Raw genomic sequence first — 24058 nt, forward strand, 5'->3', positions numbered from 1 at the left:
TAGGGCGCCCACCATGAGGCTCCGGTTGTTCCCCTTCGGCAGGTCCATGCACGTCCGTTTCCGCTTTTCGCGTCCTTCTTCCGCTCTGCTTGGCCTGGCCCTGGGCACTGCGTTGACCGCCACCGGCGCCCAGGCCGCCGATGCCCCCGAAGCGGGCAGGAAAGGAAGCGTCGGCATCGCCGTTGTCGCCCTCAAGGCCCCCTACGCCGGCTATGACACCGACCGTCTGGCCGCCCCGATCATCAGCTGGGAAGGCCGTTCGTTCTTCTTCCGCGGTGGCAGCGTGGGCTATCGCCTCCACCAGACCGCGCAGTCCGAACTGGCACTCACCGCCTCGCCGTACGTGATGCGCTTCAAACGCCGCGACAGCCATGACCCGCAGCTGCGCCAGCTGGACAACCGCAGCCTGTCCGGGATGCTGGGCGTGTCCTGGCGCCACCAGGCCGACTGGGGCGTGCTGCAGGCCAACGCGCAGGCCGAAGTGACCGGGCACGGGGGCGGCTTCTCGGCCGATGCCCGATACGCCTACCCGGTTCCCGCCGGCCGCGTGACCTTCATGCCTGCGGTGGGGGTGACCTACACCAGCGCCGATCTCAACGACTACTACTTCGGCGTGAGCCAACGCGAAGCGGCCCGCAGTGGCCTGGCGCATTACTCGGCCGGCAGCGGCGTGTCGCCATACATGGACATCGCCGCGGTGATGCCGCTGGGCCCGCGCTGGACCGCGACCGCATCGATCCGTCGCACGTCGCTGGCCGATGCCGTGCGCGACAGCCCGATGACCCGTGGCGATCACATGGACACCGCCGCCCTCTCCCTCAGTTACGGATTCTGATCATGCGTCAGGGAATCGTACGTCGTGTCGCGGATCTGGCCTTGCAGATCGAACCGGACCGCGCCGCCGTTCTTGAATGGATTCTGCATTCCCCCCTGCCCGCGCTCGACGGGCAGACCACGTTCGAGCTGGCCTGCCAAGGCCAGGGCGAACGCGTCGTCGCGCTGCTGGACACGCTGCTGCGGCAGGGCGGTCCGGCGCTGCCACGCGGCTGAACCCACGTTTTTCCCCCACCGGTGTCCTGGAGGCGCGAATGCACAACGCAACCGATACCCTGCTGCTGCGAGCAGCCAATGACGACCTGGCCGCGCATGCGATCGTGGCCAATCTCCACCGCGCGATCCAGCAGCGCATGGACCGTGACAGTCAGGCCCATGGCCGGTTCTCGCGTGCCTACATCGCCGAGCTGTTCGATATCGGGCGCACCATCAGTGCGCAGTGCCGGCCGCACCACGTCGACAGCGACTGGATCACCGCACGGCGTGCGTGGCTCGATGCGGTCCTGCGCGAACATCCGCTGGACCGTGGTGATGCGCAACTGACCGCCGCGCGGCATGCCGCCGATGGCTTCCTGCTCCGCGCCTGTGTGCTCGGCTGTGACGCCACGCCGGACGCGGCGACCGACCGCGTGCGTGATGCCCTCATCGCCATGACCCGGCCAGCACGCTGAGCGACATCGCACACCGCCCTGCGGGCGGGTGCCGCCGACACCTGCACATGACCGCCGAAATCACCGTGGTACATTCCGGCCAAGGGGCAGGCTGACTGCGCCTGATGCCGGTATCGGCCGGCCTGGAGCGTGCGCATGCGGTGTTCGGCCCTGCTGGTTTCTCTGCTGTTCTCCGGTGCGGTGCACGCGCAGCAGGACGCGCCGCCGGACCTGGCCTTCGATCGCCCCGGCATCGGCTTTGCCGCCTCGACCCTGCCCCTCGGTGGCGTCGCGCTCGAGGCGGGGCTGCCCGCTTTCAGCCGAGACCGCGACGACGGGGGGGTGCTGAGCACGCAGTACAGTGCCGACATCAACCTCCGTATCGGGTTGGCCAGCCATGTGGAACTGCAGGCCTTCACCTCGCCCTGGAACCATCTGCGCGTGGCACCGCGCAATGCCCCCGCCGAGCGCAGCAGCGGTGCCGGTGATGTGGGCGTCGGCCTGAAGTTCGCCCTGCCCCTGCCCTCGGACACGCACGCCGTGGCGCTGTTGGCCAGTACCACCTTCGCCACCGGCTCGCGCGACTTCAGCGAAGGCGCCACGCAGTACGCGCTGGGTGCGAGCTACGAGTACGCGTTCAACGATCACTGGACCGGCGCGCTGTACGCCAATGTCACCCGCGGTGGCAGCGAGGACAGCGTGACCTGGGCACCCAGCCTGAGCTTTGCCGCCACCGATACCATCAGCACCTATCTGGAGGCGGGCTTCACCGATAGCGACGGTGAGCCTTCGGCCGGAATAGCGGGGGCTGGCATCACCTGGATGGTGACCCCGACAGTCCAGCTGGATGCCTCGTTCGACGTGGGCCTGGATGAGGACAGCCCGGACACGCAGGCCGGGCTGGGGGTATCGGTGTATTTCCAGTGAGCTGCGTGCGCTGGAACGAGAGCCACCAATGAAAAGGCCTGCGCGAAATCGCGCAGGCCTTCGTTCCTGACCGTTGGCGCAGGCGCGCGCCCGGTCAGGTCACCTTCTTGGCGATGGTCATGCCCAGTACGAACAGCACGACGGCGATGATGATGCCCGCCCAGAACAGGAACTTGGCAATGCCGATGGCGGCGCCACCGATGCCCGCAAAACCGAGGGCGCCGGCGATCAGGCCGATGACAGCAAAAATGATGGCCCACTTGATCATGATGATCCTTTCCCCGAATCGGGTTGAATGACAGGACTCCACCGTAGCCACTGGGCTGTCTCACCTTCGTGAACGCGTCGGCTGAACGGTGTGAAGTCAGGGGCGGGCCATGAGCTGCATGTTCATCGGCTGATACCTCAGGCCGGAGGATTCGGCCGCCTCGCCTGCGCACGCAAAGCCATAGCGCTCATACGCCGGCACCGACGACAGCGAAGCGCTGACACTCAGCACATCCACGCGTGCGTGATCGATCATGGCGGCCATCAGCGCCTTGCCTATGCCCTGCTGCTGAGCGGCAGGGTCCACGAACAACATCGCCACGTGGCGGCCCTCCTTGAGCTCCGCCACACCGACGATACGGTCCTGCTGTTCGAACACCAGCATGAGGTTGTCGTGCGACATCCGCGTACGGAATCCTTCCACCGAAGCGATGCGGGAAAACGTCTCGATACCAACTGGGGTCAGTGAATCGGCCACCGATCCCATGAAGGCCGCCATACAGATGCGGCTGGCCTGTTCCAGATCCGCCGCTACCAAGGTGCGCACCGCCATCTTTTTCTCTTTCCTCGTCCATGGGGTTGAGCAGTCACTCTACCCCGATGGCCCCTACCCGCCCATTCTTCGTCGCATGCGGGGGCAGGCCAGGGATCCTCACCCGGCACATCGGGCAGTGGCGAGCGCTCGGCAGTACTGCTGCCCCGGGCACGGACGAACCCGCCGCGTGCGGGCACCGGCAGCACCCAGGACACCGAGCGCCACGCGCCCTGCCCGGTCCAATCGCCAGCCCCGAACACCCGCGTGTGCATGCTCAGCCCCTGCGCATCGCCCTGCGCGCCCACGATCAGCTCCAGATGATCCATCACCGGATGCTGACCGGCGGCATTGGGCGGGGTGGGCACGCGCCTCAGGCGATACGCCTGTCGATCAGAACGTGTGTTCCGGGCCGGGGAACGTGCCTGCCCCCACCTCAGCCGCGAACTCACGTGCCGCCTTCTGCAGCAGCCCGTGCATGTCCGCGTACTGCTTCACGAAGCGCGGCAGCTTGCCGGTGCGCAGCCCGGCCATGTCCTGCCAGACCAGCACCTGTGCATCGCAGTCGCTGCCCGCCCCGATGCCGACGGTGGGGATCTTCAGCGCCGCGGTGATCTGGGCGGCAACCGCGCCGGGCACCATCTCCATCAGCACGGCGAACGCACCTGCCGCCTCCAGCGCACGCGCTTCCTCGATCAGGCGCGCGCCATCGTCGCCCCGCCCCTGCACGCGGAAGCCACCCAGCTGATGCTCCGACTGCGGCGTGAAGCCAATGTGCGCCATCACCGGAATGCCACAGCTGACCAGTTTGCGTACCTGCGGCACCATCTCGATGCCGCCCTCCAGCTTGACCGCATGCGCCCCGCCTTCCTTCATGAAACGCACGGCGGTATGGAAGCACTGCTCCGGCGAGGCCTGGTAGGAACCGAATGGCAGATCGGCGATCACCAGCGGCCGGCGCGTGCAGCGGCTCACCGCGCGCAACAGCGGCATCAGCTCATCGACCGTGACCGGCAGCAGCGAGTCGTTGCCGAACACGTTGTTGGACGCCGAATCGCCGATCAGCAACACCGGAATGCCGGCGTCTTCGAAGATCGCCGCGGTATACATGTCGTAGGCGGTGAGCATCGCCCACTTCTCGCCGCGCTCCTTCATCTGCTGCAGATGCGGGATACGCACGCGCGGGGCCGGGACCGGGGCACTGCCCGGCGTCGCGTAGGGATGGAGCTGTTCGGTCATGCCAAGGATCCTCGTGGGGACAACGTGGGGTCAGAGTGTGCCGGTTCCGCTCAGCAAGAGCACCGCGATCAGGATCATCGCGGCGCCCGAGATGCGGCCGACCACGCGTGATGCACGGGGGCGGGTGCGCAGCACGGCACCGGCGCCATACCCGACGGCCAGATAGACCGCCGCGCAGCTGACCAGATGCACCATGCCCAGCGCGAGGATCTGCACAGGCATCGCCCATGCCGCGCTGGCGGAAATGAACTGGGGCAGCAGCGCCAGGAACAGCAACAGCACCTTGGGATTGAGCCCGCTCACGCAGGCGCCCTTGACCGCCCAGTGGCGCCAGCCCGCCACGGCCTGCCCCGCTTCGGCGGCGGCGACCGGCGGATGGCGCAGCAGTCCGATGCCCAGCCACAGCAGATACAGCGCGCCAAGGACGGTCAGTACGTGCAGCGCGACCGGTGCCTGGGCGAACAGCGCGCCGACGCCCGCAGCGACCAGCCCGATCGCCAGCAGGTGACCGGACAACAACCCGGCCACCGCCGGCACTACCGCGCGCCCGCGCAGGCCGGCAGCGATCGCGTGCGCCCAATCCGCGCCGGGGGTGAGCACGAAGAGGATCGAGACCGCCCAGAAGGCGGCAATGACGCTGGGTTGCATGGGGTCCAAAGGGCGGTCTTGCCGCGATCCGTGTGCCAGACAGAAGAATATTCCCGCTCCTTTGGAATGTGCTCCCAAATACTTGCCCGGCACGGCCACTCAGGAGGAAACTCTTGCGCATGGACATCACCGACCAGCGGATTCTTGCCGAGCTGCAGAAAGACGGCCGCCTCACCGTGACCGAACTGGCCGAGCGCATCGGCCTGAGCGTCTCGCCCTGCCACCGTCGCGTGCGGGCGCTGGAACAGTCCGGCGCGATCCGGGGCTACCGCGCCGAGCTCGATCCCGCCGCGCTGGGCCTGAAGTTCTCGGCGCTGGTGTTCATCACCCTGCGCGACGGCGACCGCCACGCCGTGGACGCTTTCGAGCAGGCTGTCGCCGAGGTGCCCCAGGTCCTGCAGGCGCAGCGCCTGTTCGGCGATCCGGACTATCTGCTGCACGTCATCACCCGCGACCTGGCCGCGTTCCGGCAGCTTTACGACGAACACCTTTCCGCCCTGCCCGGCGTGCAGCGGCTGACCTCGACCCTGGTGATGAAGGATGTGGTGATCGACCGGCCGTTGCCGTTGCACGGGCGTTGAGGCAACGGCGTCATGCCTTCCGACCGCGGCCTGCATCCAACGATGAATGATATGACGACGTGGCGGCGGTGGATGAGGTGATCTTGCGGTCCGGGTACATTCGCTGAGCCGTGAGCACCGCCGCGGGTAAGCAGCCCACAAAGAAAAAAGGCCTGCGCATCGCTGCACAAGCCTTTGATCGAATCACCAACATTGGTCGGGACGGCCGGATTTGAACCGACGACCCTCTGCCCCCCAGGCAGATGCGCTACCAGGCTGCGCTACGCCCCGATGATGCTGGCAATGTCCCCGCCTCTCAGCGGGCCGACGAGTATAACGGGTTTGCGTGAAAAATGGTTCAGCGGCGCAGCAATTGAAGCACTTCTTCCAGTTCCATCCGCGTCTGCTTGATGATCTGGTTGCTCAGCGCCGATTCCTCGCGCGCATCGGCGCCTTCCAGGCGCAGGCGCGCGCCGCCAATCGTGTAGCCCTGCTCGTAGAGCAGGCCGCGGATCTGGCGGACCATCAGCACGTCGTGGCGCTGGTAGTAGCGGCGGTTGCCGCGGCGCTTGGCCGGCTCGAGGCTGGGGAACTCGGTTTCCCAGTAACGCAGCACGTGCGGCTTGACGTCGCACAGCTCACTGACTTCACCGATGGTGAAGTAGCGCTTGGCCGGTATCGGCGGAAGTTCTCGGTTACTGCCCGGATCCAGCATATGCCTCTACCCTTTCCTTGAGCTTCTGGCCCGGACGGAAGGTGACCACCGTACGGGCGGAAATCGGAATTTCCTCACCGGTCTTGGGGTTGCGACCCGGGCGCTGGTTCTTGCGCCGCAGGTCGAAATTCCCGAAGCCGGACAGCTTCACCTGACGTCCCTGTTCCAATGCTTCACGCAGCACATCGAAGAACGCGTCGACAAATTCCTTGGCTTCGCGCTTGTTCAGACCGACTTCGTCGAACAGCTTCTCGGCCATCTCCGCCTTGGTCAATGCCATTGCCTGCTATCCCCCATGCTTCCCGCTCAACCGCGGATCCGGGCGTGATGTTCACGCTCCATGGCAGAGACCGCCTCGGCCACCACCGCATCCACGTCGCGGTCCGTCAGAGTGCGCGACTTGTCCTGCAAAATCAAGCCCATAGCGAGACTCTTGAAGCCCGGCTCGACCCCCTGGCCGACGTACCGGTCGAACAGCGTGACCTCGCGCAGCAGCGGGCCGACGGCCCGGCGCAGGGTCGCTTCCAGGTCGGCCCAGGCGGCGGCCTCGGGCACCAGGAAGGCCAGATCGCGGCGCATCGAAGGGAAGCGCGACAGCTCGGTGGCGCGCGGCAGGGCGCGGGCGGCCAGCGGGGCCAGGTCCAGCTCGAAAGCGAATACGTCCACGTCGATATCCATGGCCCTGGCCAGGCGCGGGTGGATCTGGCCGATCCAGCCCAGGCTGACGCCGTCACGGTAGACCTCGGCCGAACGTGCCGGGTGGCCATACGGACGCTGCGACGGCTTGAACTCCAGTTCGGCGCCACTGGCGACCGCCAGCGATTCCAGGTCGCCCTTGAGATCGTGGAAGTCGACCTTGCGGGTCGGCAGGCCCCATTGCTGGGTGTCGGCATCGCCACAGATCGCGGCAGCCACGCGCTGGGTCTCCAGCGGGGCGGGCTGGCCCTCGCCGGCCTGCTGATGGAATACGCGGCCCAGTTCGAACAGGCGCACGCGGCCCAGCTGGCGCGCGGCGTTGCGGCCGAGGGTCGCGACCAGGCCCGGCAGCAGCGACGGGCGCATCACCGCCAGTTCGGCGGAAAGCGGGTTGGCCAGCGCGACCAGACCCTCGCTCTGCTGCCACTGCGCGAGCAGCGCGGCATCGACGAAGGCGTAATTGATGGTTTCCTGCAGGTCACGGGCCACCAGCTGGCGGCGCACGCTAAGGTCGTCCAGGCGGGTCTCGGTCGGCATGGCGATGCGCGAGGCACCGCCCGGCAGCGTGGTCGGGATCTGCTCATAGCCGTGGATACGGGCCAGCTCTTCGATCAGATCTTCTTCGATGGCGATATCGAAACGGCGGCTCGGCGCGGTGACCTGCCAGCCATCGGCGGTCGCGGTCACGTCCATGCCCAGCGCGCGCAGGATGCGCTCCACATCGGCATCGGCGATCTGGATACCCAACACGCGCGCGATACGGGCGCGGCGCAGGCCGATGGTGGCGGTCGCCGGCAGGTCGGCGTCGCGCACGGCCTCGGTGACCGGCGCAGGCGTGCCGCCGGCCAGGTCCAGGATCAGGCGGGTGGCGTACTCGATCGCCGCGCGCGGCAGCACCGGGTCGACACCGCGCTCGAAGCGGTGGCCGGCATCGGTGTGCAGGCCCAGCTTGCGGCCACGGCCCATGATCGCGGCGGGCGCGAAGTGCGCGGCCTCCAGGAACACGTTGGTGGTGTCGTCGGTGACGCGCGTATCGAAGCCGCCCATCAGGCCGGCCAGCGCGATCGGGCGGTCGGCATCGGTGACCAGCAGGAAGCTGTCGTCCAGCGCGGCGTCGCGACCATCGAGCAGCTTCAGGGTCTCACCCGCACGCGAACGACGCACGCCGATGCTGCCCTGCAGGGTGCCCAGATCGAAGGCATGCATCGGCTGGCCGAGCTCGAGCATCACGTACTGGGTGACGTCCACCAGCAGCGACACCGGGCGCACCCCACTGCGGCGCAGGCGCTCGGCCATCCACAGCGGGGTCGCGGCACGGGCGTTGACGCCCTCGATCACGCGACCAACGTAACGCGGCGCTTCGGCGCCAGCGTCCAGCTGGATGGACAGTTCACGCGTGCCCACGGCGGCCACCGGCGCAGCGTCGAACGGCACCACTTCACTGGCGCACGCAGCGGCCACGTCGAAGGCGATGCCGCGGATGCTGAAGCAGTCGGCGCGGTTCGGGGTCAGCTTGATCTCGATGCTGGCGTCGGGCAGGCCGAGGTACTCGACCAGGGTCTGGCCGACGGGCGCATCGTCGGGCAGTTCGAACAGGCCGGACGCATCGGTGTCCAGGCCCAGCTCCTTGGCCGAGCACAGCATGCCGTTGGATTCCACGCCGCGCAGCTTGGCCGGCTTGATCTTCAGATCGCCGATCTGGGCGCCCACCATTGCCAGCGGTGCGACCAGGCCCGGGCGCGCGTTCGGCGCACCGCATACGATCTGCAGGTGCTCGCCCTGCCCCGCATCGACCTGGCAGATCTGCAGGCGGTCGGCTTCGGGATGGCGTTCGGCGGAAATGATCTTCGCCACGACCACATGCTGCAGGCCATCGCCCAGCGCATCGACCTCTTCCACTTCCAGACCGATCGCGGTCAGCACCGCGCTGAGTTCATCGCGCGAGACGGTGGTCGGGACGTGGCTGCGCAGCCAGTTTTCAGAGAATTTCATGGTGTCACCCTGGTGGGCCCGGCGCAGGCGCCTGGGCCGTGATGAATGGTGGTGCGACGTAGCGCCGGGGGCTGCCCGGCGGTTCCGCTGTTACGCGAACTGCTTCAGGAACCGCACGTCGTTTTCGAAGAACGCGCGCAGGTCGTTGACGCCGTAACGCAGCATCGCAAAGCGCTCCACGCCCAGGCCGAAGGCGAAGCCGGTGTAGCGCTCCGGATCGATGCCGACGCTGCGCAGCACGTTCGGGTGGACCATGCCGCAGCCGAGCACTTCCAGCCAGCGGGTGCTGCCGTCAGGCTGCTGCCAGGCGATGTCCACTTCCGCGCCGGGTTCCACGAAGGGGAAGTAGCTGGGACGGAAACGCATCTCGAAATCGCGCTCGAAGAACGCGCGCACGAACTCGGACAGCGTGCCCTTCAGATCGGCGAACGTGGAGTGCTCGTCGACCAGCAGGCCTTCGACCTGGTGGAACATCGGCGAATGGGTCTGGTCGCTGTCGCTGCGGTACACCTTGCCGGCCGCGATCATGCGCAGCGGCGGAGCGTGCTCGCCCATGTAGCGCACCTGCACACCGGAGGTATGCGTGCGCAGCAGGCGGCCATCGCCGAAATAGAAAGTGTCGTGCATCGCGCGCGCCGGGTGGTGCGGCGGGAAGTTCAGCGCTTCGAAGTTGTGCCAGTCATCTTCGATTTCCGGGCCTTCGGAGAGCTCGTAACCGAGGCGGCCGAAGATCTCGGTGATGCGCTCCAGGGTACGGGTCACCGGGTGCAGGCCACCGCGCTCATCGCGACGGCCCGGCAGGGTGATGTCGATCGCTTCAGCGGCCAGGCGCGCGTCCAGCGCAGCGTCTTCCAGCACGGTCTTGCGATCACCCAGCGCGCTGGTCAGCGCGTCACGGGCACGGTTGATGGCTTCGCCGGCGGCTTTGCGCTCATCGGCCGGCAGGCCACCAAGCTGCTTGAGCTGTGCGGTGATGCTGCCGTTCTTGCCCAGCAGGGCCACGCGCAGGGCTTCCAGCGCGTCGGGGCTCTGGGCAGCGGCCACGTCGGCCAGTGCCTGCGTGGTCAGGGATTGGATGTCACTCATGGATAGCCGGAGCCTCGCGTCGGTATGCCATCGCGATGCGCGTCGGGCCGACCCCCGTCGCCACCGCTGTCGATCGATGGCACCGGGAGGGCCACCGCCAACACAAAAAAGAATGGGGAAGGACTTGCGCCCTTCCCCATGCATTTGCCTTACCCACAGCCGTTGCGCGTGAACGGCAACGGCAGGGGAATGGACTTATGCCGCCAGTGCGCCCTTGGCCTTTTCGGCCAGTGCAGCAAAACCAGCTGCGTCGTGCACGGCGATGTCAGCCAGAACCTTACGGTCCAGGGTGATGCCGGACTTGAGCAGGCCGTTCATGAAACGGCTGTAGCTCAGGCCGTTGATGCGGGCAGCCGCGTTGATGCGGGTGATCCACAGCGAACGGAAATTGCGCTTCTTCTGCTTACGGCCGATGTAGGCGTACTGCTGTGCCTTGATCACGGCCTGCTTGGCAACGCGGAAGACCTTGCGGCGAGCGTTGTAGTAACCCTTCGCCAGGGTCAGAATTTTCTTGTGGCGGCGACGCGCCTGTACGCCACGCTTTACTCGTGCCATGGGTCAGTCCTCAGAGGTAGGGAAGCATACGGTTCAAACGGCCTGCGTCTTCTGCACGAACATGGTTCGTCTGACGCAGATTGCGCTTCCGCTTGGTCGACTTCTTCGTGAGGATGTGGCTGCGGTTGGCGTGGCCAGCCTTGAACTTGCCGGAGGCGGTCTTGCGGAAACGCTTGGCCGCCGCCCGGTTGGTCTTGATCTTGGGCATTGCTATGTCCTTGATGATGTTTTGTCACTGACCAGGGCGGTGGCATTGCCACACTTTCCGTCCGTGCCCTTGCCTGCTTGTAAGCCCGGGATCCCCGATGGGAACCAGGCCGGTCCTGTTTGCCGTTGGAACAGCGTGCCTTTGTGGGGCGGGAAACCGTTCAAAACAGCACCCCCGCAAAACGGGGCCGCCCATTATGCCCGTGTATACGGACAGTTGCAAACGCTTGATTGGGCGGGTGTTTACCGCGGCGCGGCCGAACCTGAACGGAACGGGCGCGAGCCCGGGCGTGACGCCAGGCCGCGCGCGGGAAACGACAGAAGGCGCCGATGGGCGCCCGCTGTGTGCGCGAAGAGGTGCGGCCGGGGCTGGGCAGCCGACCAACGGTCGGCTCTACCTTTGCCGCGGTCGGCTCTACCTCCCGCCGGTTCGGGCCAGGCCCGATGGCCGGTTACTTCTTCTTCGGCGCGATCATCATCACCATCTGCCGGCCTTCAAGGCGCGGACGGGACTCGATCACGATGTCTTCGCCCAGATCACCTTCGATCCGGCTGGCCATCTCGCGACCCAGTTCCTGATGGCTCATTTCACGGCCACGGAAGCGGATGTTGACCTTGATCTTGTCGCCCTCTTCCAGGAACCCGCGCATCTTGCGCAGCTTGATCTGGTAATCACCTTCATCGGTGACCGGGCGGAACTTCACTTCCTTGATCTCGACCTGCTTGGTCTTCTTCTTGGCCTCGTTGGCCTTCTTCTGCGCTTCGAACTTGAACTTGCCGAAGTCCATGATCTTGCACACCGGCGGATCAGCCTGCGGCTGAATCTCGACCAGGTCCAGACCTTCGTCTTCGGCCATCGACAGCGCTTCGTCACGCGTCAACACACCAATCATTTCTCCGTCGCTGCCGATCACGCGGACGCGCGGCACCCGGATTTCCTGATTCTTGCGGTTCTGTTTGTTGTCAGGGGTACTGATATTGCAATCTCCCAGAGGAATCAAACCGGCCCATCGCGGAGCATCCGCAGGGCCGGGACTTTCTTACACGGACTGTTCTGCCTGCAACCGCTCGATGAAGGCCTGGACGGACATGCTGCCCAGATCTTCGCCAGAGCGCGTACGCACGGCCACGGCGCCATTTTCCTTCTCACGGTCGCCAACCACCAGCAGGTACGGGACCCGCTGCAGCGTATGCTCGCGAATCTTATATCCGATCTTCTCGTTGCGCAAATCGGCGTTCACGCGGAACCCTTGATCTGCAAGGGTTTTCCTGACTTCACTGACGTATTCAGCCTGAGCGTCGGTGATATTGGCCACCACCACCTGGGTCGGGGCCAGCCAGGCCGGGAACTGGCCGGCATGGTGCTCGATCAGGATGCCCAGGAAACGCTCCATGGAACCGACGATCGCACGGTGCAGCATGACCGGATGCTTTTTCTGGCTGTTTTCGTCCACATACTCGGCGCCAAGGCGGCCGGGCATCATGAAGTCCACCTGCATCGTGCCCAGCTGCCAGGTGCGGCCGATGGCATCCTTGAGGTGGTACTCGATCTTCGGGCCGTAGAAGGCGCCCTCGCCCGGCAGCTCCTGCCATTCCACCCCGCAGCTGGACAGGGCCGAGCGCAATGCGCCCTCCGCCTTGTCCCACGTGCTGTCATCGCCCAGGCGCGATTCGGGCCGCAGCGCGATCTTGACCTGGATCTCCTCGAAGCCGAAGTGCTGGTACACCGCCAGCGCCTGCTGGTGGAACGCGGTCACTTCCGCCTCGACCTGGTCTTCGGTGCAGAACACGTGGCCGTCGTCCTGGGTAAAGCCACGCACGCGCAGGATGCCGTGCAGCGCGCCGGAGGGCTCGTTGCGGTGGCAGGCACCAAACTCACCGTAGCGGATCGGCAGGTCGCGGTAGCTGTGCAGCCCCTGGTTGAACACCTGCACGTGGCCCGGGCAGTTCATCGGCTTGAGCGCGTAGGTACGCTTCTCCGACTCGGTGAAGAACATCGCGTCCTGGTAGTTGTCCCAATGGCCGGACTTCTGCCACAGCGACACGTCCAGGATCTGCGGGCAGCGCACTTCGCCGTAGCCGGTATTGCGGTACACCTTGCGCATGTACTGCTCGACCACCTGCCACAGCGCCCAGCCCTTCGGGTGCCAGAACACAAGGCCCGGGGCCTCTTCCTGCAGGTGGAACAGGTCCTGCTGCTTGCCGATGCGACGGTGGTCGCGCATCTCCGCCTCTTCGATACGCTTGATGTACGCATCGAGCTGCTTCTTGTCGGCCCAGGCGGTGCCGTAGACGCGCTGCAGCTGCTCGTTCTGCGCGTCGCCGCGCCAATAGGCGCCGGAAATGCGGGTCAGCTTGAAGGCCTTCAGGAAGCGCGTGTTGGGCACGTGCGGGCCGCGGCACATGTCCACGTATTCCTGGTGGTAGTACATGCCCATGGCCTGGATGTCCGGCGACATGTCTTCGATCAGGCGCAGTTTGTAGTCCTCGCCACGCGCCTTGAAGATCTCGATGACCTCCGCACGCGGGGTGACCTTCTTGATCACGTCGTAGTCCTGCGCGATCAGCTCGCCCATGCGCTTTTCGATGGCGGCCATGTCTTCGGGCGTGAACGGACGCTCGGAGTAGATGTCGTAGTAGAAGCCTTCGGCGATGACCGGGCCGATCACCATCTTGACGTCCGGGTACAGCTGCTTGACCGCATGGCCGACCAGATGGGCGGCGGAGTGGCGGATGATCTCAACGCCCTCCTCGTCCTTGGCGGTGATGATGCGCAGGCTGGCATCGTGGTCGATGACGTCACTGGCATCGACCAGCACGCCATCCACCGAACCGGCGATGGTGGCCTTGGCCAGGCCGGCGCCGATCGACTGGGCGACGTCCATGACACTGACGGGATGTTCGAATTCACGGCGGCTGCCGTCGGGGAGCGTGATCGCGATCATGAGAGTGCTTTGGTCTGGTGGCCCGCAGGGGGCCTGGAGAATCCGGGGGCGAGGCAATAAAAAAGCGCCACGAAGGCGCCTGCGTCAGGGGCCGTCGGGGGCGTTCAGCGGTGGGCGGTGGTAGTGCTCATGTCACACGCTAGACCGGCGCAGGGCGCGGGCCACCTTGTTGCCTCGATAGAGATGCCCTGATCTTAAACCAATCTGCCGATGAATGCGCCGCCGCGCGCCGGCATGCCCCTGCCCAGGCGCCTGAATGTGTACGTGTGGCGCCCATAAACGGCAATGATTACCATGCGCGGGTTACTGTCCTGACCAGGACAGGGTTGCCGATTGGATTCCCCCATGCCCTGCCCCGCTTCCTTCCCGGCCTGCCGCGCCCTGCCGCGTGCGCTGGCGGCCACCCGATGATCACGGTCGCCCTGACCTCGCTTGGCTTCTGCAGCCTGGCGCTGGCCGGCTCGGCGTTCTCGGCGCTGGCGCTGTATGCCGCCTCGCCGCACTGCCGCTGGCCGCGCCTGCGCCGGGCCGGCCGCCTGGGTCGGCAGATCAGCCTGGTCGCCGCGGTGGCGGCGCTCTGGCTGTGGATCGCCAATCTGGGCATCGCCACCGGCGTGGTGGTGATGCTGTGCAGCTGGATGCTGGTGGCGATCGCGCTGCCCCTGCTCGCCGCCTGGCACCGCCCGGCGCAGGTGACACGCTGATGTGGGCACGGGCCGGCGCCGGCGTCCTGGCGGGGTTCTTCGTGGCCGCCGCGGCGACCGGGCTGATCGCCTGGCTGCCACCGGGACCGTGGCAGAACGCGCTGGTACCCAGCCTGATCGCGTTCATCCCGCTGTGGATGCTGGCCGCGATCTGGGCCTTCAGCTTCCGCACCGGGCTGCGGGCGTGGGCCGTGATGAGTGCCACCGCCGGGGCCGGGTTCGGCCTGCTGTGGCTGCTGCGCCTGACCGGCGCGGTGCAATGAGAGCGATGCGATGAAGTTCAGTTCCCAGACCCTGCGTACCTTCACCACCGTGCACACGTGGGTCGGCCTGGTCGCCGGCTTCGCGCTGTTCGTCGCGTTCTACGCCGGCGCGCTGACCCTGTTCCACCACGATCTGCCGCTGTGGCAGACCCCGCATGCGGTGGACACGCCGGCCGCGAGCCTGGACGACGCGCAACGCCTGCTCGATGGCGTGCTCGAACGCCACCCGGCCGCGCGTGCCCACGTCGGCATGACCTTCCCCGGTGGCGATCACCCGCAGCCGATCGCGTATTGGCAGGACGCCAAGGGCACCTGGCTGTACGCGTGGCTGGACCATTACGACGGCAGTGTCACGCCCCCGCAGACCGGGCTGGCGGAGCTGGTCAACGAGCTGCATTACAGCCTCGGCCTGCCGGTCGCGGGCACCTACCTGATGGGCATCGTCAGCCTGCTGTATGGCGTGGCCCTGCTCAGCGGGCTGGTCATCCACCTGCCCAGACTGCTGGGCGATCTGTTCGCGCTGCGCCCGGGCCGCAACCTCAAGCAGATGTGGCAGGACGCGCACAACGTGATCGGCGTACTCAGCCTGCCCTTCCACCTCATGTTCGCGGTGACCGGCGCACTGCTCTGCCTGATCTTCCTGCAGATGGCGGCGCTCAATCCGCTGATCTTCGACGGCAAGTTGCTGCAGGCGGTGCCGGCAGCGATGGACACCGCGCCGATACGCGAGCCCAGCGGCCAGCCAGGCGATGAAACCAACCTGCGCATGCTGCATGCCCGCGCCATCGAGGTGGCCCGGGCGCAGGGCGTGGCTGATTTCGAGCCGGCCTTCCTCAAGCTCGCCCATGCCGGCGATGCCAACGCCACGATCGAGATCACCGGCGAATCCGGCGGCACCCTGGGGCCGCTCGGCGCGGTCGGCCTGGATACGGCCAGCGGCCGCCTGCTGAGCAGCCAGTTGCCTGGCCAGCGCGATGCCAACCACGCCACCCTGAGTGCCGCCTATGCGCTGCATTTCGGTGAATTCGGCAATGGCGTGGTGGTGTGGCTGTACTTCCTGCTCGGCCTGGGCGGCGCCTTCCTGTTCTACTCCGGCAACCTGCTGTGGATCGAATCGCGGCGCAAGCGACGCCAGGTCGAACAAGGCCGCGCGCAGATCAACATGGCCCGCGCGACAGTGGGGGTATGCATCGGGTTGTGCGTGGCGATCTCGGCCAGCTTCGTCGGCGCACAGATCCTGGAGCAGGTCGCGCCGCAGGCGGTGGACCACGGCATCCGCTGGATCTGTTTCGTCACCTGGGGCGTCTGCGCCCTGTGGGCGGCGCTGCGTCGCCCCGACCAGGCGGCCCGTGAGCTGCTGTGGGCGGCCGCGATCAGCACCGCGCTGGTAGCGGTAATGCATGGCGCCCTGACCGGCTTCTGGCCATGGGCGAGCGCGGCACGGGGCTACTGGCCGCTGTTCTGGGTGGACGCGGTGGCGCTGGCACTGGCCTTTGGTTTTGCCACCCTGGCGCGTGCGAGCCTGCGCCGGGCACGGCATGGTGATCCGAACAGCGTCTGGAGTGCACCGCGCTGATCGCCTCGAAGGCTTGCTGCGGCGGGCCTTCAGAATTCTTCAGCCGGGTTTCCAGCACTTCAGACCGCCCCGTGGCGTAGTCGGCCCTCATCTCGAGGAGCCTTGCCCATGCACCCCTGTCGCCCCCGTTTTTCCGCCGCGCTGATCTTCGCCCTGGCGGTTGTCCTGCCACCGACCGCACTGGCCGGGCCCGCCCAGTTGGACGCAGCCCGGATCACCGCACTGGAGTCGGCGATCGCCAGCCAGGACATCAAGCAGCTCACCAGCATCGTGCTGCTGGTGGACGGCCAGGTGGCGTACGAGGGCTACTTCAACGGCGGCACGGCGGATACCCTCAACGACGTGCGCTCGGCCAGCAAGAGTGTCACCGCGATGCTGGTCGGCGCCGCCATCGGCGACGGTTCCCTGCCCGGCGTACAGGCCCGTGTGTACGACTACTTCCCCGCGTTCACCGCTGGCCATCCCGTCGATCCCCGGCTGCGCGCGATGACGGTGGAAGACCTGCTCACCATGAGCACGCTGTGGGAGTGCGATGACGAGAATGCGTTCTCGGCCGGCAATGAAGAGCGCATGTACGTGACCGAGCACTGGGTGGACTTCGCGCTGTCGCTGCCGGTCAAGGGTTTCGCACCGTGGATGACGCGACCGGAAGACAGCCCGCACGGCCGCGCGCATGCCTACTGCACGGCCAATTCCTTCGTGCTCGGCGCAGTACTGGAACAGGCCACGAAGCGGCCCTTGGCCGACTACGCCGCGCAGGCGCTGGAACGACCGCTGGGGATCACGACGAGCAGATGGAACCGCTCCCCGGAAGGCATCGGCATGGGCGGCGGCGGGACGCGCTACCGCAGCCGGGACCTCGCCCGGCTGGGCGAGCTGGTGCTCGCCGAGGGGCGCTGGCAGGGCAAGCAGCTGATCCCGGCGCGCTATGTCCGCGCGATGGTCAGCGCCCAGGCCACCACCGGTGATGGCAGCGACTACGGCTATCAGTGGTGGGGGCTGAAGCTTCCGGTCGATGGGCACCAGACCACGGTCTGGTCGATGTCCGGCAACGGCGGCAACTACGTGTTCGTGATACCCGGCAAGAAGCTGGTCGCGGTGATCACCAGCCAGGCCTACAACCGCAGCTACGCCCACCCGCAGTCGCGCCGCATCCTTACCGAGTTCCTGCTGCCCGCGCTGCGCTGAGGCCGTCGAGGTCTGTTGGCCGCCATGGAGCGGCCAACACCCGGGCGCGCTGGGCGGATACGTCTTTCTCGATCGTGTCGAGCAGTTCCTGCCAGCCGGCCACACCGTGCAGCGGCGCAAACAAGGGGGTGGCGCGCAACCACGCCGAGTCGCGGAAGCCGGCGTTCACCGCGTGATGCAGGGCCACCAGCGCAGCGGCCTCATCGCCCTGGGCCTGCAGCACCATCGCACGCTCGAGTGCGGTGTCGGACCAGCCATCATCGCCTTGCCCTTCCAGCATCTGCAGGCGCTCGGCGATCCAGGTCGGGGCAGGCGCCGGATCGCCATAGAGGCCGGCCAGGGTCTGCCCCATCGACTGCTGCGGGCGCAATGCCCGGCTCTGCTCGAAGGCTCCGGCGGCGCCCTTCCGATTCCCGCTCAACAACAGCATCTCGCCCTGCAGGCGCAGCAACTGCGGATGTGGCGTCCCGCGAGCCAGTGCCTGATCCAGCGCCTGCTGTGCTTTTGCCGACTCCCCCATTGCCAACAGGCTGTGCGGCCAGGCGATGTTGGCGAACACATTGTCCGGATAGAGCTGGAAGTTGTGCGCGTGCCGGCGAGCGGCCGCATCGGTGAACCCCAACAGCTCCAGTTCGCGTGCGACCTGTACGTCGCGGAAGCGAACCCGCTCGGGCGCGCGCAGTGACAGGTTGTCCTGCAGGGCCTGCGCGAGGTCGCCTTTTTCCTGCTGCAGATAGGCCAGCGATGCGCGCGTGCGCTCGTCACCCGGGTCGCGCCGCAGTGCCTGCCGGTAGTCCGCCATGGCGTGCGACATCGCGCCGAGGCAGTCGTGGGCATAGCCGCGTGCGGCCCAGCCGGCGGCATCTTCCGGCGCCTTGAGCACCAGCTGGCTGCTCAACACCAGCGCCTCCTGCGCACGCTCGCGCGCGCCGTTGAACAAGCAGGCATCGGCCGCCAGCGCTCGGGCGAGTCCACGCCGTGCGATAAGCGATTCAGGGTCGATCTGCAGCGCCTGGCGGTACAACGCGATCGCCCGTTCGTTGTTGCTGGCCTGGCCGATACCCGCGTAATAAGCGGCGCGCTGCAGGACCGCCTCCGCTGGCGACGCCGGTGCGCTGGCGGGACGTACCAAGGTGAACACGACGGCAGCAGCGGCGACCGTTACCCCAGCCAGCCAGACCCACCGTGCGGGTGCGCGCGCGCCGGGTGTGACGGGAGTACCGTCCGTGCTGGTGCTGGCGACGGCATCACGGATCATCGGCTGTGGCGAGGCGCACAACTGGTAGCCACGGCCACGAACCGAGCGGATGTAGCGCGGCCGGCGGCCGTCATCGCCCAGCGCCTGCCGGAGCAGCTTCACCCGCTGGCTGATCGCATCCTCGCCGACCACCGCCGGTGCCCAGACCTGATCGGCCAGCGTGTCGAAATCGACGACGGCGTTGCCGTGGGCCAGCAGGCAGTCCAGCAGCCGCCAACTCAACCCGCCGACCGGCAATACCTGATCCCCTCGCCGCACCTGCTGGGCAGGGCGGTCGATGTGCAGATCCAGCAAGCGGACGTTCTCCATGGCGGCAAGCATAGGGCACGCCGCGTGCGTGGCGGCGCCCTTCGGTGCGCTTACTTCGCAGGTACCCGGAACGGCGCCACCATGGCCTTGAGCAGGCTGCCCTGCGCGTCGTCACCGGTCAGCTCCCACATGAAGACGCCGCGCAGACCGCTGTCCTTGGCGAAGGTGGCGCGCAGACCGATCGAGGTGGGATCCTCATAGCTGACGAAGACCTTCCCGGTGGCGTTGTACAACCACGGCGTCTGCGCGACCGGGTGCCAGTGCCGCTCCCAGCCGGGCTGGCCGAGCATGCTGGCCTGGATCTGCCGCCAGTCGCCGGCCGGATGCGGCGCGCTGTAGTGCTGGTAGAGGCCCTGGTTGGCATCGCTCTCCAGCTGGAAGCCACGGCCGTAGAACGGCACGCCGAGCACCAGCTTGTCTTTCGGCACACCGTGCTGCTCGTAGTAGGCCACCGCCCCGGCCACGCTGTTCCAACGTTTCAATTCCGGCGCCAGCGGATCTTCCGGCACTGCGTGCAGCGGCGCGTTGAAGGTGGACACCGCCGAGAAGCCGGTGCCCATGTCGTAGCTCATCAGGTTGATGAAATCGAGCGCGCGGCCGAGCTCCTTGAGTTCATAGCTTCGGGCCGGATCATACGGGCCATCGGTCTGCACGCGGCCGGCGGGCAGCGCGGCGGTGACCAGCCGGTGCTGGCCGTCTCTCTTGTCCAGCGCATCGAGCTGGCGGCGGAACTCGCGCACCAGCAGGGTCATGTTGCGGCGATCTTCCGGGCGGTCGGTGATCGGGGTCGGGCCGCCATATACCGGGAACTCCCAATCGATGTCCACGCCATCGAAGCTGCCGCGATGGCGCTCGAAGAACATCGCCACGCAGGAGGCCACGAAGCGTTCGCGGCTTTCCGGGGTCAGCGCCGCATCGGAGAACCCGCCCGCGTTCCAGCCGCCGATCGAGATCAGGGTGTGCAGCGTCGGATGCGCACGCTTGAGCGCGGCCAGTGCCCTGAAATGCGCATCGGCCTGCGGCGCGACCACGCATTGACCTTGGTCGATGGTGGCGAACGCATAGAACAGATGGGTGAGCGTATCGGCCGGAATGGTCTCCACCGGGTAGCGGTCCGCCGAACCCCCCGGGTAGTACGCACCGATCACCTTGGGCAACGACTCCGTGGCGGAGGCGGCCTGCGGCATCACGCTGGCGATCAGAACGGCCAGGACAGCGACGGTTTGACGGAACATGGGATCTCCCGGGGCGAAGGCAAAGCCACGTTAGCAGCGTGCTGTGGTGCGCGGGCGCTTTGCGCGGTGATGTCCTGCGAATCCGTCCAGCGGACACTGACGGCTGACCCACGCAGGCCTGACGGCTGTCCACAGGCCGTGCGGCAACACCCGGTACGCGCCACGGACGCGTCACTCGAAGTCGTCGCCCGCAGCGGACGACCGCGCGGTCTGTCCCGCTCTGCCGCGCCGCCCGCCCGCGCCGCCCGCATGTATGCCTGCATGCGTGCATGCCTGACGGCGACAGGTGTTCACCCCCGCCTTGCGTCATCGGTTTTACAGTTCAGCGATAGTGACTGCCTGCTGCGTGACACCGATGACCGACCTGCATATCGACCGATTGGACCACCTGGTCCTGACCGTGGCGGATGTCGCCGCGACCTGTGAGTTCTACCACCGCGTGCTGGGCATGGAGGTGGATACCTTCGGCGAGGGGCGCAAGGCGCTGCGCTTCGGCCTGCAGAAGATCAACCTGCATGCGCACGGCAACGAATTCGACCCCAAGGCCGAACGGCCGACACCGGGCTCGGCGGACCTGTGCCTGATCACCTACGCGACCATGGACGAGATCCTGGCGCACCTGCAGGCGCAGGGCGTGACCGTCGAAGAAGGACCGGTCCAGCGGACGGGTGCGACCGGACCGATCCTCTCGGTGTATTTCCGCGATCCGGACCGGAATCTGATCGAGGTATCGCGCTATCTGGCGTAATGCGCCCCACCCAACGGCAGCCATGCATCGCATGGCACTCCACCGCGAACCGGCACTGTTGGCTGGACATGCGGGCACAAAAAAAGCGGGCCGAAGCCCGCTTTTTTTTGTCTGCGAAAGCGTGAGGACCAACGGTTCTCACCTACCGACCGGGAAGCGTGAGGACCAACGGTCCTCACCTACCATCCGGGACGCGTGAGGACCAATGGTCCTCACCTACCGACCGATCGGCGTGGGCCGATCACTCGGCGGCAGCGGCGCCTTCGCCTTCTTCGACGGCCTTCATCGACAGGCGGATACGGCCCTGCTTGTCGACTTCCAGGACCTTGACCTTGACCACATCGCCTTCCTTCAGCACGTCGCCGACCTTCTCGACGCGGTCGCTGGAGATCTGCGACACGTGGACCAGACCGTCCTTGCCCGGCAGGATCGTGACGAACGCACCGAAGTCCATGATCTTGGCGACCTTGCCTTCGTAGATGCGGCCCGGCTCGACGTCCGAGGTGATCTGCTCGATGCGGGCCTTGGCAGCCTGCGCAGCGATCGCGTTGACGGAGGCGATGACGATGGTGCCGTCATCCTGGATGTCGATCTGGGTGCCGGTTTCCTTGGTGATGGCCTGGATGGTGGAACCACCCTTGCCGATCACTTCGCGGATCTTGTCCGGGTGGATCTTGATGGTCAGCAGGCGCGGCGCGTAGTCCGACAGCTCTTCGCGCGGGGCGGTCAGGCCGTGGGCCATTTCACCCAGGATGTGCAGACGGCCAGCCTTGGCCTGCTGCAGTGCCTGCTTCATGATCTCTTCGGTGATGCCTTCGATCTTGATGTCCATCTGCAGGGCGGAGATGCCCTCGGCAGTACCGGCCACCTTGAAGTCCATGTCGCCCAGGTGATCTTCGTCACCCAGGATGTCGGACAGGACGACGAAGCGATCGCCTTCCTTGACCAGGCCCATGGCGATACCGGCCACCGGCGACTTGACCGGCACGCCGGCGTCCATCAGGGCCAGCGAGGAACCGCAGACCGAGGCCATCGACGAGGAGCCGTTGGATTCGGTGATTTCCGACACCACGCGGATGGTGTACGGGAAGGCTTCCAGCGACGGCATCACTGCCAGCACGCCGCGCTTGGCGAGGCGGCCGTGGCCGATTTCGCGACGCTTCGGGCCCATCATGCGGCCGGTCTCACCCACCGAGTAGGGGGGGAAGTTGTAATGGAAGAGGAAGTTTTCCTTGTACTCACCGGCAACGGCATCGATGACCTGGCCATCACGGGCGGTGCCCAGGGTGATGGTCACGATGGCCTGCGTTTCACCGCGGGTGAACAGCGAGGAACCGTGGGTACGCGGCAGGATGCCGGTCTTCACCGAGATCGGGCGGACGGTGTCCAGCGCACGGCCGTCGATGCGGACCTTGGTGTCCAGCACCGAGTTGCGCATGGTGCTGTATTCCAGCTCGCCGAATTCCTTCGACAGCTCGGCCGGGTTCCAGCCATCAGCGGCCACACGGCCTGCCAGCGACTCGGTCACGTCCTTCTTGATCGCCGAGATGGCGTCACGGCGCTGCAGCTTGTCGCGCACCTGGAAGGCTTCGCCCAAGCGCGGGCCGATGGCTTCCTGCAGGGCGCTGATCAGCGCGGTGTTCTTGGCCGGGGCTTCCCAGGTCGACGGCTTGGTGCCGGCTTCCACGGTCAGCTCGTTGATGGCGTTGATGACCTTCTGCATTTCGCGGTGACCGAAGGTCACGGCGCCCAGCATCACGTCTTCGGACAGCAGCGCGGCCTCGGATTCCACCATCAGCACGGCGTTGGCGGTACCGGCGACAACCAGTTCCAGCTCCGAATCCTTCAGTTCGGTCACGGTCGGGTTGAGGATGTACTCACCGTTCTTGTAACCCACCTTGGCGGCGGCGATCGGACCCTTGAACGGGGTGCCGGCCAGCGACAGCGCGGCCGAGGCGCCGATCAGGGCAGCGATGTCACCATCGATGTCCGGGTTCAGCGACATCACCGTGGCGATGATCTGAACTTCGTTCTTGTAGTCTTCCGGGAACAGCGGACGGATCGGGCGATCGATCAGGCGCGAAATCAGCGTCTCTTTTTCGGTCGCGCGGCCTTCGCGCTTGAAGAAACCGCCCGGGATACGGCCACCGGCGTAGAACTTCTCCTGATAGTCGCAGGTCAGGGGGAAGAAGTCCTGGCCCTCACGCGCGCTCTTGGCGGCAACGGCGGAGACCAGCAGCACGGTGTCGTCGAACTTGACGATGACGGCACCGCCGGCCTGACGGGCGATTTCGCCGGTTTCAAGCGTGACGGTGTGCTTGCCGTACTGGAAGGTTTTGGTGATTTTTGCCACGGGGGTTTCCTTGGATGATGCTTTCTTCAATGGACCGCGGGCGACCCTTGCCGCCGACGGGTGACCGGTTGTCCGGCCCAGGCGTTTATTGCGGTACTACCAAAACAAAACCGCGGCGCATTCCTGCGCCGCGGGGGGGGTTCGTGCTTAGCGACGCAGGCCGAGCTTTTCGATCAGGGCCTTGTAACGCGGAGCGTCTTTCTTCTTCAGGTAGTCGAGCAGGCTGCGGCGACGGTTGACCATCTGCAGCAGACCACGACGGCTGTGGTGATCCTTCTTGTGGGTCTTGAAGTGGCCGGTCAGCAGTTCGATGCGGGCGGTCAGCAGGGCGACCTGGACTTCCGGGGAGCCGGTGTCAGCCGCGCTGCGCTTGTTTTCTTCAATGACCTTCTGGGTGTCGATCGACATATCAGTTTTCTCTTGGATGCGTGGCCCGCAGAAACGTCCGGTTGACGTACCGCGCGACTCGCCGTTAACGAAAGGATGAACCCGCAGAACGCGGGAAGCCTGAAAAGGCCGCGAAATTGTAACGTCAGCGGCCGTCCGGGACAAGGACCGGGGTGGTGCCCGG

The 24058-nt window shown here is 66.5% G+C and carries 26 protein-coding genes and 1 tRNA gene; 10 read left to right on the top strand and 17 right to left on the bottom strand.

Annotation, left to right across the window (positions count from 1 at the left end; translation table 11 throughout):
- Positions 1-46: 46 nt before the first annotated feature.
- From HMPREF3113_RS03750 to HMPREF3113_RS03765, 4 genes are all read left to right on the top strand, one after another.
- Positions 47-835: a MipA/OmpV family protein gene (locus HMPREF3113_RS03750; RefSeq protein WP_070470889.1), complete on the top strand. Its 789-nt coding sequence runs from the start codon at positions 47-49 to the stop codon at positions 833-835.
- Between the two features lie 2 nt (positions 836-837).
- A complete protein-coding gene (locus tag HMPREF3113_RS03755; RefSeq protein WP_046273230.1) occupies positions 838-1050 on the top strand; it encodes a hypothetical protein in 213 nt (70 codons plus the stop codon).
- Between the two features lie 38 nt (positions 1051-1088).
- Positions 1089-1505: a hypothetical protein gene (locus tag HMPREF3113_RS03760; RefSeq protein WP_070470891.1), complete on the top strand. Its 417-nt coding sequence runs from the start codon at positions 1089-1091 to the stop codon at positions 1503-1505.
- A 135-nt stretch (positions 1506-1640) separates the two neighbouring features.
- On the top strand, positions 1641-2411 hold the full coding sequence (locus HMPREF3113_RS03765) for a transporter (protein WP_070470893.1): 771 nt from the start codon (positions 1641-1643) through the stop codon (positions 2409-2411).
- Positions 2412-2505: 94 nt separating this feature from the next.
- Here HMPREF3113_RS03765 and HMPREF3113_RS03770 read toward each other — a convergent pair whose 3' ends face one another.
- The 4 genes from HMPREF3113_RS03770 to HMPREF3113_RS03785 form a co-directional block, all read right to left on the bottom strand.
- Positions 2506-2679, bottom strand: a complete 174-nt coding sequence (locus tag HMPREF3113_RS03770; protein ID WP_019182774.1) for a DUF1328 family protein — start codon at positions 2677-2679, stop codon at positions 2506-2508.
- 96 nt (positions 2680-2775) lie between these two features.
- Positions 2776-3231: a GNAT family N-acetyltransferase gene (locus HMPREF3113_RS03775; protein WP_019182773.1), complete on the bottom strand. Its 456-nt coding sequence runs from the start codon at positions 3229-3231 to the stop codon at positions 2776-2778.
- 372 nt (positions 3232-3603) lie between these two features.
- Positions 3604-4449, bottom strand: a complete 846-nt coding sequence (gene panB / locus HMPREF3113_RS03780; RefSeq protein ID WP_070470895.1) for a 3-methyl-2-oxobutanoate hydroxymethyltransferase — start codon at positions 4447-4449, stop codon at positions 3604-3606.
- 30 nt (positions 4450-4479) lie between these two features.
- A complete protein-coding gene (locus tag HMPREF3113_RS03785) occupies positions 4480-5097 on the bottom strand; it encodes a LysE family translocator (protein ID WP_019182770.1) in 618 nt (205 codons plus the stop codon).
- A 119-nt stretch (positions 5098-5216) separates the two neighbouring features.
- Between HMPREF3113_RS03785 and HMPREF3113_RS03790 the strand changes: the two genes are divergently transcribed.
- Positions 5217-5678: an Lrp/AsnC family transcriptional regulator gene (locus HMPREF3113_RS03790; RefSeq protein WP_070470897.1), complete on the top strand. Its 462-nt coding sequence runs from the start codon at positions 5217-5219 to the stop codon at positions 5676-5678.
- 193 nt (positions 5679-5871) lie between these two features.
- On the opposite strand, the gene HMPREF3113_RS03795 is transcribed toward HMPREF3113_RS03790, so the two are convergent.
- The 9 genes from HMPREF3113_RS03795 to thrS all read right to left on the bottom strand — a co-directional run bounded on the left by HMPREF3113_RS03795 (position 5872) and on the right by thrS (position 13853).
- Positions 5872-5948: transfer RNA gene (locus tag HMPREF3113_RS03795), tRNA-Pro, on the bottom strand.
- 67 nt (positions 5949-6015) lie between these two features.
- Positions 6016-6372, bottom strand: a complete 357-nt coding sequence (locus tag HMPREF3113_RS03800) for a MerR family transcriptional regulator (RefSeq protein ID WP_019182707.1) — start codon at positions 6370-6372, stop codon at positions 6016-6018.
- Positions 6353-6652 carry an integration host factor subunit alpha gene (locus tag HMPREF3113_RS03805; RefSeq protein WP_005410432.1) on the bottom strand — a complete coding sequence of 100 codons (300 nt, stop codon included), beginning with the start codon at positions 6650-6652 and terminating at the stop codon, positions 6353-6355. The genes HMPREF3113_RS03800 and HMPREF3113_RS03805 overlap by 20 nt, the downstream gene beginning before the upstream one ends.
- A gap of 26 nt (positions 6653-6678) precedes the next feature.
- Positions 6679-9060, bottom strand: a complete 2382-nt coding sequence (gene pheT, locus HMPREF3113_RS03810) for a phenylalanine--tRNA ligase subunit beta (RefSeq protein ID WP_070470899.1) — start codon at positions 9058-9060, stop codon at positions 6679-6681.
- A 90-nt stretch (positions 9061-9150) separates the two neighbouring features.
- Positions 9151-10146: a phenylalanine--tRNA ligase subunit alpha gene (locus tag HMPREF3113_RS03815; protein WP_070470901.1), complete on the bottom strand. Its 996-nt coding sequence runs from the start codon at positions 10144-10146 to the stop codon at positions 9151-9153.
- Between the two features lie 195 nt (positions 10147-10341).
- Positions 10342-10701, bottom strand: a complete 360-nt coding sequence (rplT, locus tag HMPREF3113_RS03820) for a 50S ribosomal protein L20 (protein ID WP_017355264.1) — start codon at positions 10699-10701, stop codon at positions 10342-10344.
- Positions 10702-10711: 10 nt separating this feature from the next.
- Positions 10712-10909, bottom strand: coding sequence for a 50S ribosomal protein L35 (rpmI, locus tag HMPREF3113_RS03825; protein WP_017355265.1), 198 nt, complete (start codon positions 10907-10909; stop codon positions 10712-10714).
- A gap of 451 nt (positions 10910-11360) precedes the next feature.
- Positions 11361-11900 (bottom strand): translation initiation factor IF-3, encoded by a 540-nt coding sequence (gene infC / locus HMPREF3113_RS03830; protein WP_172838068.1) that lies wholly within the window; start codon positions 11898-11900, stop codon positions 11361-11363.
- Positions 11901-11948: 48 nt separating this feature from the next.
- Entirely contained in the window at positions 11949-13853 is a 1905-nt protein-coding gene (gene thrS / locus HMPREF3113_RS03835; protein WP_070425580.1) for a threonine--tRNA ligase, read from the bottom strand.
- A gap of 407 nt (positions 13854-14260) precedes the next feature.
- On the opposite strand from thrS, the gene HMPREF3113_RS03840 reads away from it, so the two are divergent.
- The 4 genes from HMPREF3113_RS03840 to HMPREF3113_RS03855 all read left to right on the top strand — a co-directional run bounded on the left by HMPREF3113_RS03840 (position 14261) and on the right by HMPREF3113_RS03855 (position 17584).
- Entirely contained in the window at positions 14261-14557 is a 297-nt protein-coding gene (locus HMPREF3113_RS03840) for a hypothetical protein (protein WP_019182702.1), read from the top strand.
- Entirely contained in the window at positions 14557-14820 is a 264-nt protein-coding gene (locus HMPREF3113_RS03845; RefSeq protein ID WP_070470902.1) for a hypothetical protein, read from the top strand. The genes HMPREF3113_RS03840 and HMPREF3113_RS03845 overlap by 1 nt, the downstream gene beginning before the upstream one ends.
- Before the next feature lie 10 nt (positions 14821-14830).
- Positions 14831-16396, top strand: coding sequence for a PepSY-associated TM helix domain-containing protein (locus tag HMPREF3113_RS03850; protein WP_070470904.1), 1566 nt, complete (start codon positions 14831-14833; stop codon positions 16394-16396).
- A gap of 108 nt (positions 16397-16504) precedes the next feature.
- Positions 16505-17584: a serine hydrolase domain-containing protein gene (locus HMPREF3113_RS03855; protein ID WP_083298716.1), complete on the top strand. Its 1080-nt coding sequence runs from the start codon at positions 16505-16507 to the stop codon at positions 17582-17584.
- Here the strand turns inward: HMPREF3113_RS03855 and HMPREF3113_RS03860 are convergent.
- Both HMPREF3113_RS03860 and HMPREF3113_RS03865 read right to left on the bottom strand, forming a co-directional pair.
- Positions 17553-19151, bottom strand: a complete 1599-nt coding sequence (locus HMPREF3113_RS03860; protein WP_254427755.1) for a winged helix-turn-helix domain-containing protein — start codon at positions 19149-19151, stop codon at positions 17553-17555. The two genes, HMPREF3113_RS03855 and HMPREF3113_RS03860, sit on opposite strands and share 32 nt — an antisense overlap.
- Positions 19152-19201: 50 nt before the next feature.
- A complete protein-coding gene (locus tag HMPREF3113_RS03865) occupies positions 19202-20386 on the bottom strand; it encodes a glycoside hydrolase family 18 protein (protein WP_070470907.1) in 1185 nt (394 codons plus the stop codon).
- Positions 20387-20750: 364 nt separating this feature from the next.
- On the opposite strand from HMPREF3113_RS03865, the gene HMPREF3113_RS03870 reads away from it, so the two are divergent.
- Complete coding sequence (locus tag HMPREF3113_RS03870) at positions 20751-21134, top strand: VOC family protein (RefSeq protein WP_216636719.1); 384 nt, start codon at positions 20751-20753, stop codon at positions 21132-21134.
- 241 nt (positions 21135-21375) lie between these two features.
- On the opposite strand, the gene pnp is transcribed toward HMPREF3113_RS03870, so the two are convergent.
- A complete protein-coding gene (gene pnp / locus HMPREF3113_RS03875) occupies positions 21376-23487 on the bottom strand; it encodes a polyribonucleotide nucleotidyltransferase (protein ID WP_019182695.1) in 2112 nt (703 codons plus the stop codon).
- A gap of 147 nt (positions 23488-23634) precedes the next feature.
- Positions 23635-23895: a 30S ribosomal protein S15 gene (rpsO, locus tag HMPREF3113_RS03880; protein WP_019182694.1), complete on the bottom strand. Its 261-nt coding sequence runs from the start codon at positions 23893-23895 to the stop codon at positions 23635-23637.
- Positions 23896-24058 lie beyond the last annotated feature (163 nt).

Source organism: Stenotrophomonas sp. HMSC10F06, from assembly GCF_001807865.1.
Lineage (GTDB): Bacteria > Pseudomonadota > Gammaproteobacteria > Xanthomonadales > Xanthomonadaceae > Stenotrophomonas > Stenotrophomonas bentonitica_A.

What these genes read in the sequence shown, in the direction of transcription:
- HMPREF3113_RS03805 (WP_005410432.1), bottom strand. Translation starts at nt 6,652, where the DNA reads ATGGCATTGACCAAGGCGGAGATGGCCGAGAAGCTGTTCGACGAAGTC.
- HMPREF3113_RS03785 (WP_019182770.1), bottom strand. Translation starts at nt 5,097, where the DNA reads ATGCAACCCAGCGTCATTGCCGCCTTCTGGGCGGTCTCGATCCTCTTC.
- pheT (WP_070470899.1), bottom strand. Translation starts at nt 9,060, where the DNA reads ATGAAATTCTCTGAAAACTGGCTGCGCAGCCACGTCCCGACCACCGTC.
- HMPREF3113_RS03770 (WP_019182774.1), bottom strand. Translation starts at nt 2,679, where the DNA reads ATGATCAAGTGGGCCATCATTTTTGCTGTCATCGGCCTGATCGCCGGC.
- HMPREF3113_RS03855 (WP_083298716.1), top strand. Translation starts at nt 16,505, where the DNA reads ATGCACCCCTGTCGCCCCCGTTTTTCCGCCGCGCTGATCTTCGCCCTG.
- HMPREF3113_RS03865 (WP_070470907.1), bottom strand. Translation starts at nt 20,386, where the DNA reads ATGTTCCGTCAAACCGTCGCTGTCCTGGCCGTTCTGATCGCCAGCGTG.
- HMPREF3113_RS03840 (WP_019182702.1), top strand. Translation starts at nt 14,261, where the DNA reads ATGATCACGGTCGCCCTGACCTCGCTTGGCTTCTGCAGCCTGGCGCTG.
- HMPREF3113_RS03790 (WP_070470897.1), top strand. Translation starts at nt 5,217, where the DNA reads ATGGACATCACCGACCAGCGGATTCTTGCCGAGCTGCAGAAAGACGGC.
- HMPREF3113_RS03750 (WP_070470889.1), top strand. Translation starts at nt 47, where the DNA reads ATGCACGTCCGTTTCCGCTTTTCGCGTCCTTCTTCCGCTCTGCTTGGC.
- HMPREF3113_RS03765 (WP_070470893.1), top strand. Translation starts at nt 1,641, where the DNA reads ATGCGGTGTTCGGCCCTGCTGGTTTCTCTGCTGTTCTCCGGTGCGGTG.
- HMPREF3113_RS03775 (WP_019182773.1), bottom strand. Translation starts at nt 3,231, where the DNA reads ATGGCGGTGCGCACCTTGGTAGCGGCGGATCTGGAACAGGCCAGCCGC.
- rpsO (WP_019182694.1), bottom strand. Translation starts at nt 23,895, where the DNA reads ATGTCGATCGACACCCAGAAGGTCATTGAAGAAAACAAGCGCAGCGCG.
- HMPREF3113_RS03860 (WP_254427755.1), bottom strand. Translation starts at nt 19,151, where the DNA reads ATGGAGAACGTCCGCTTGCTGGATCTGCACATCGACCGCCCTGCCCAG.
- HMPREF3113_RS03755 (WP_046273230.1), top strand. Translation starts at nt 838, where the DNA reads ATGCGTCAGGGAATCGTACGTCGTGTCGCGGATCTGGCCTTGCAGATC.
- HMPREF3113_RS03815 (WP_070470901.1), bottom strand. Translation starts at nt 10,146, where the DNA reads ATGAGTGACATCCAATCCCTGACCACGCAGGCACTGGCCGACGTGGCC.
- HMPREF3113_RS03850 (WP_070470904.1), top strand. Translation starts at nt 14,831, where the DNA reads ATGAAGTTCAGTTCCCAGACCCTGCGTACCTTCACCACCGTGCACACG.
- rpmI (WP_017355265.1), bottom strand. Translation starts at nt 10,909, where the DNA reads ATGCCCAAGATCAAGACCAACCGGGCGGCGGCCAAGCGTTTCCGCAAG.
- HMPREF3113_RS03800 (WP_019182707.1), bottom strand. Translation starts at nt 6,372, where the DNA reads ATGCTGGATCCGGGCAGTAACCGAGAACTTCCGCCGATACCGGCCAAG.
- panB (WP_070470895.1), bottom strand. Translation starts at nt 4,449, where the DNA reads ATGACCGAACAGCTCCATCCCTACGCGACGCCGGGCAGTGCCCCGGTC.
- HMPREF3113_RS03845 (WP_070470902.1), top strand. Translation starts at nt 14,557, where the DNA reads ATGTGGGCACGGGCCGGCGCCGGCGTCCTGGCGGGGTTCTTCGTGGCC.
- HMPREF3113_RS03760 (WP_070470891.1), top strand. Translation starts at nt 1,089, where the DNA reads ATGCACAACGCAACCGATACCCTGCTGCTGCGAGCAGCCAATGACGAC.
- thrS (WP_070425580.1), bottom strand. Translation starts at nt 13,853, where the DNA reads ATGATCGCGATCACGCTCCCCGACGGCAGCCGCCGTGAATTCGAACAT.
- rplT (WP_017355264.1), bottom strand. Translation starts at nt 10,701, where the DNA reads ATGGCACGAGTAAAGCGTGGCGTACAGGCGCGTCGCCGCCACAAGAAA.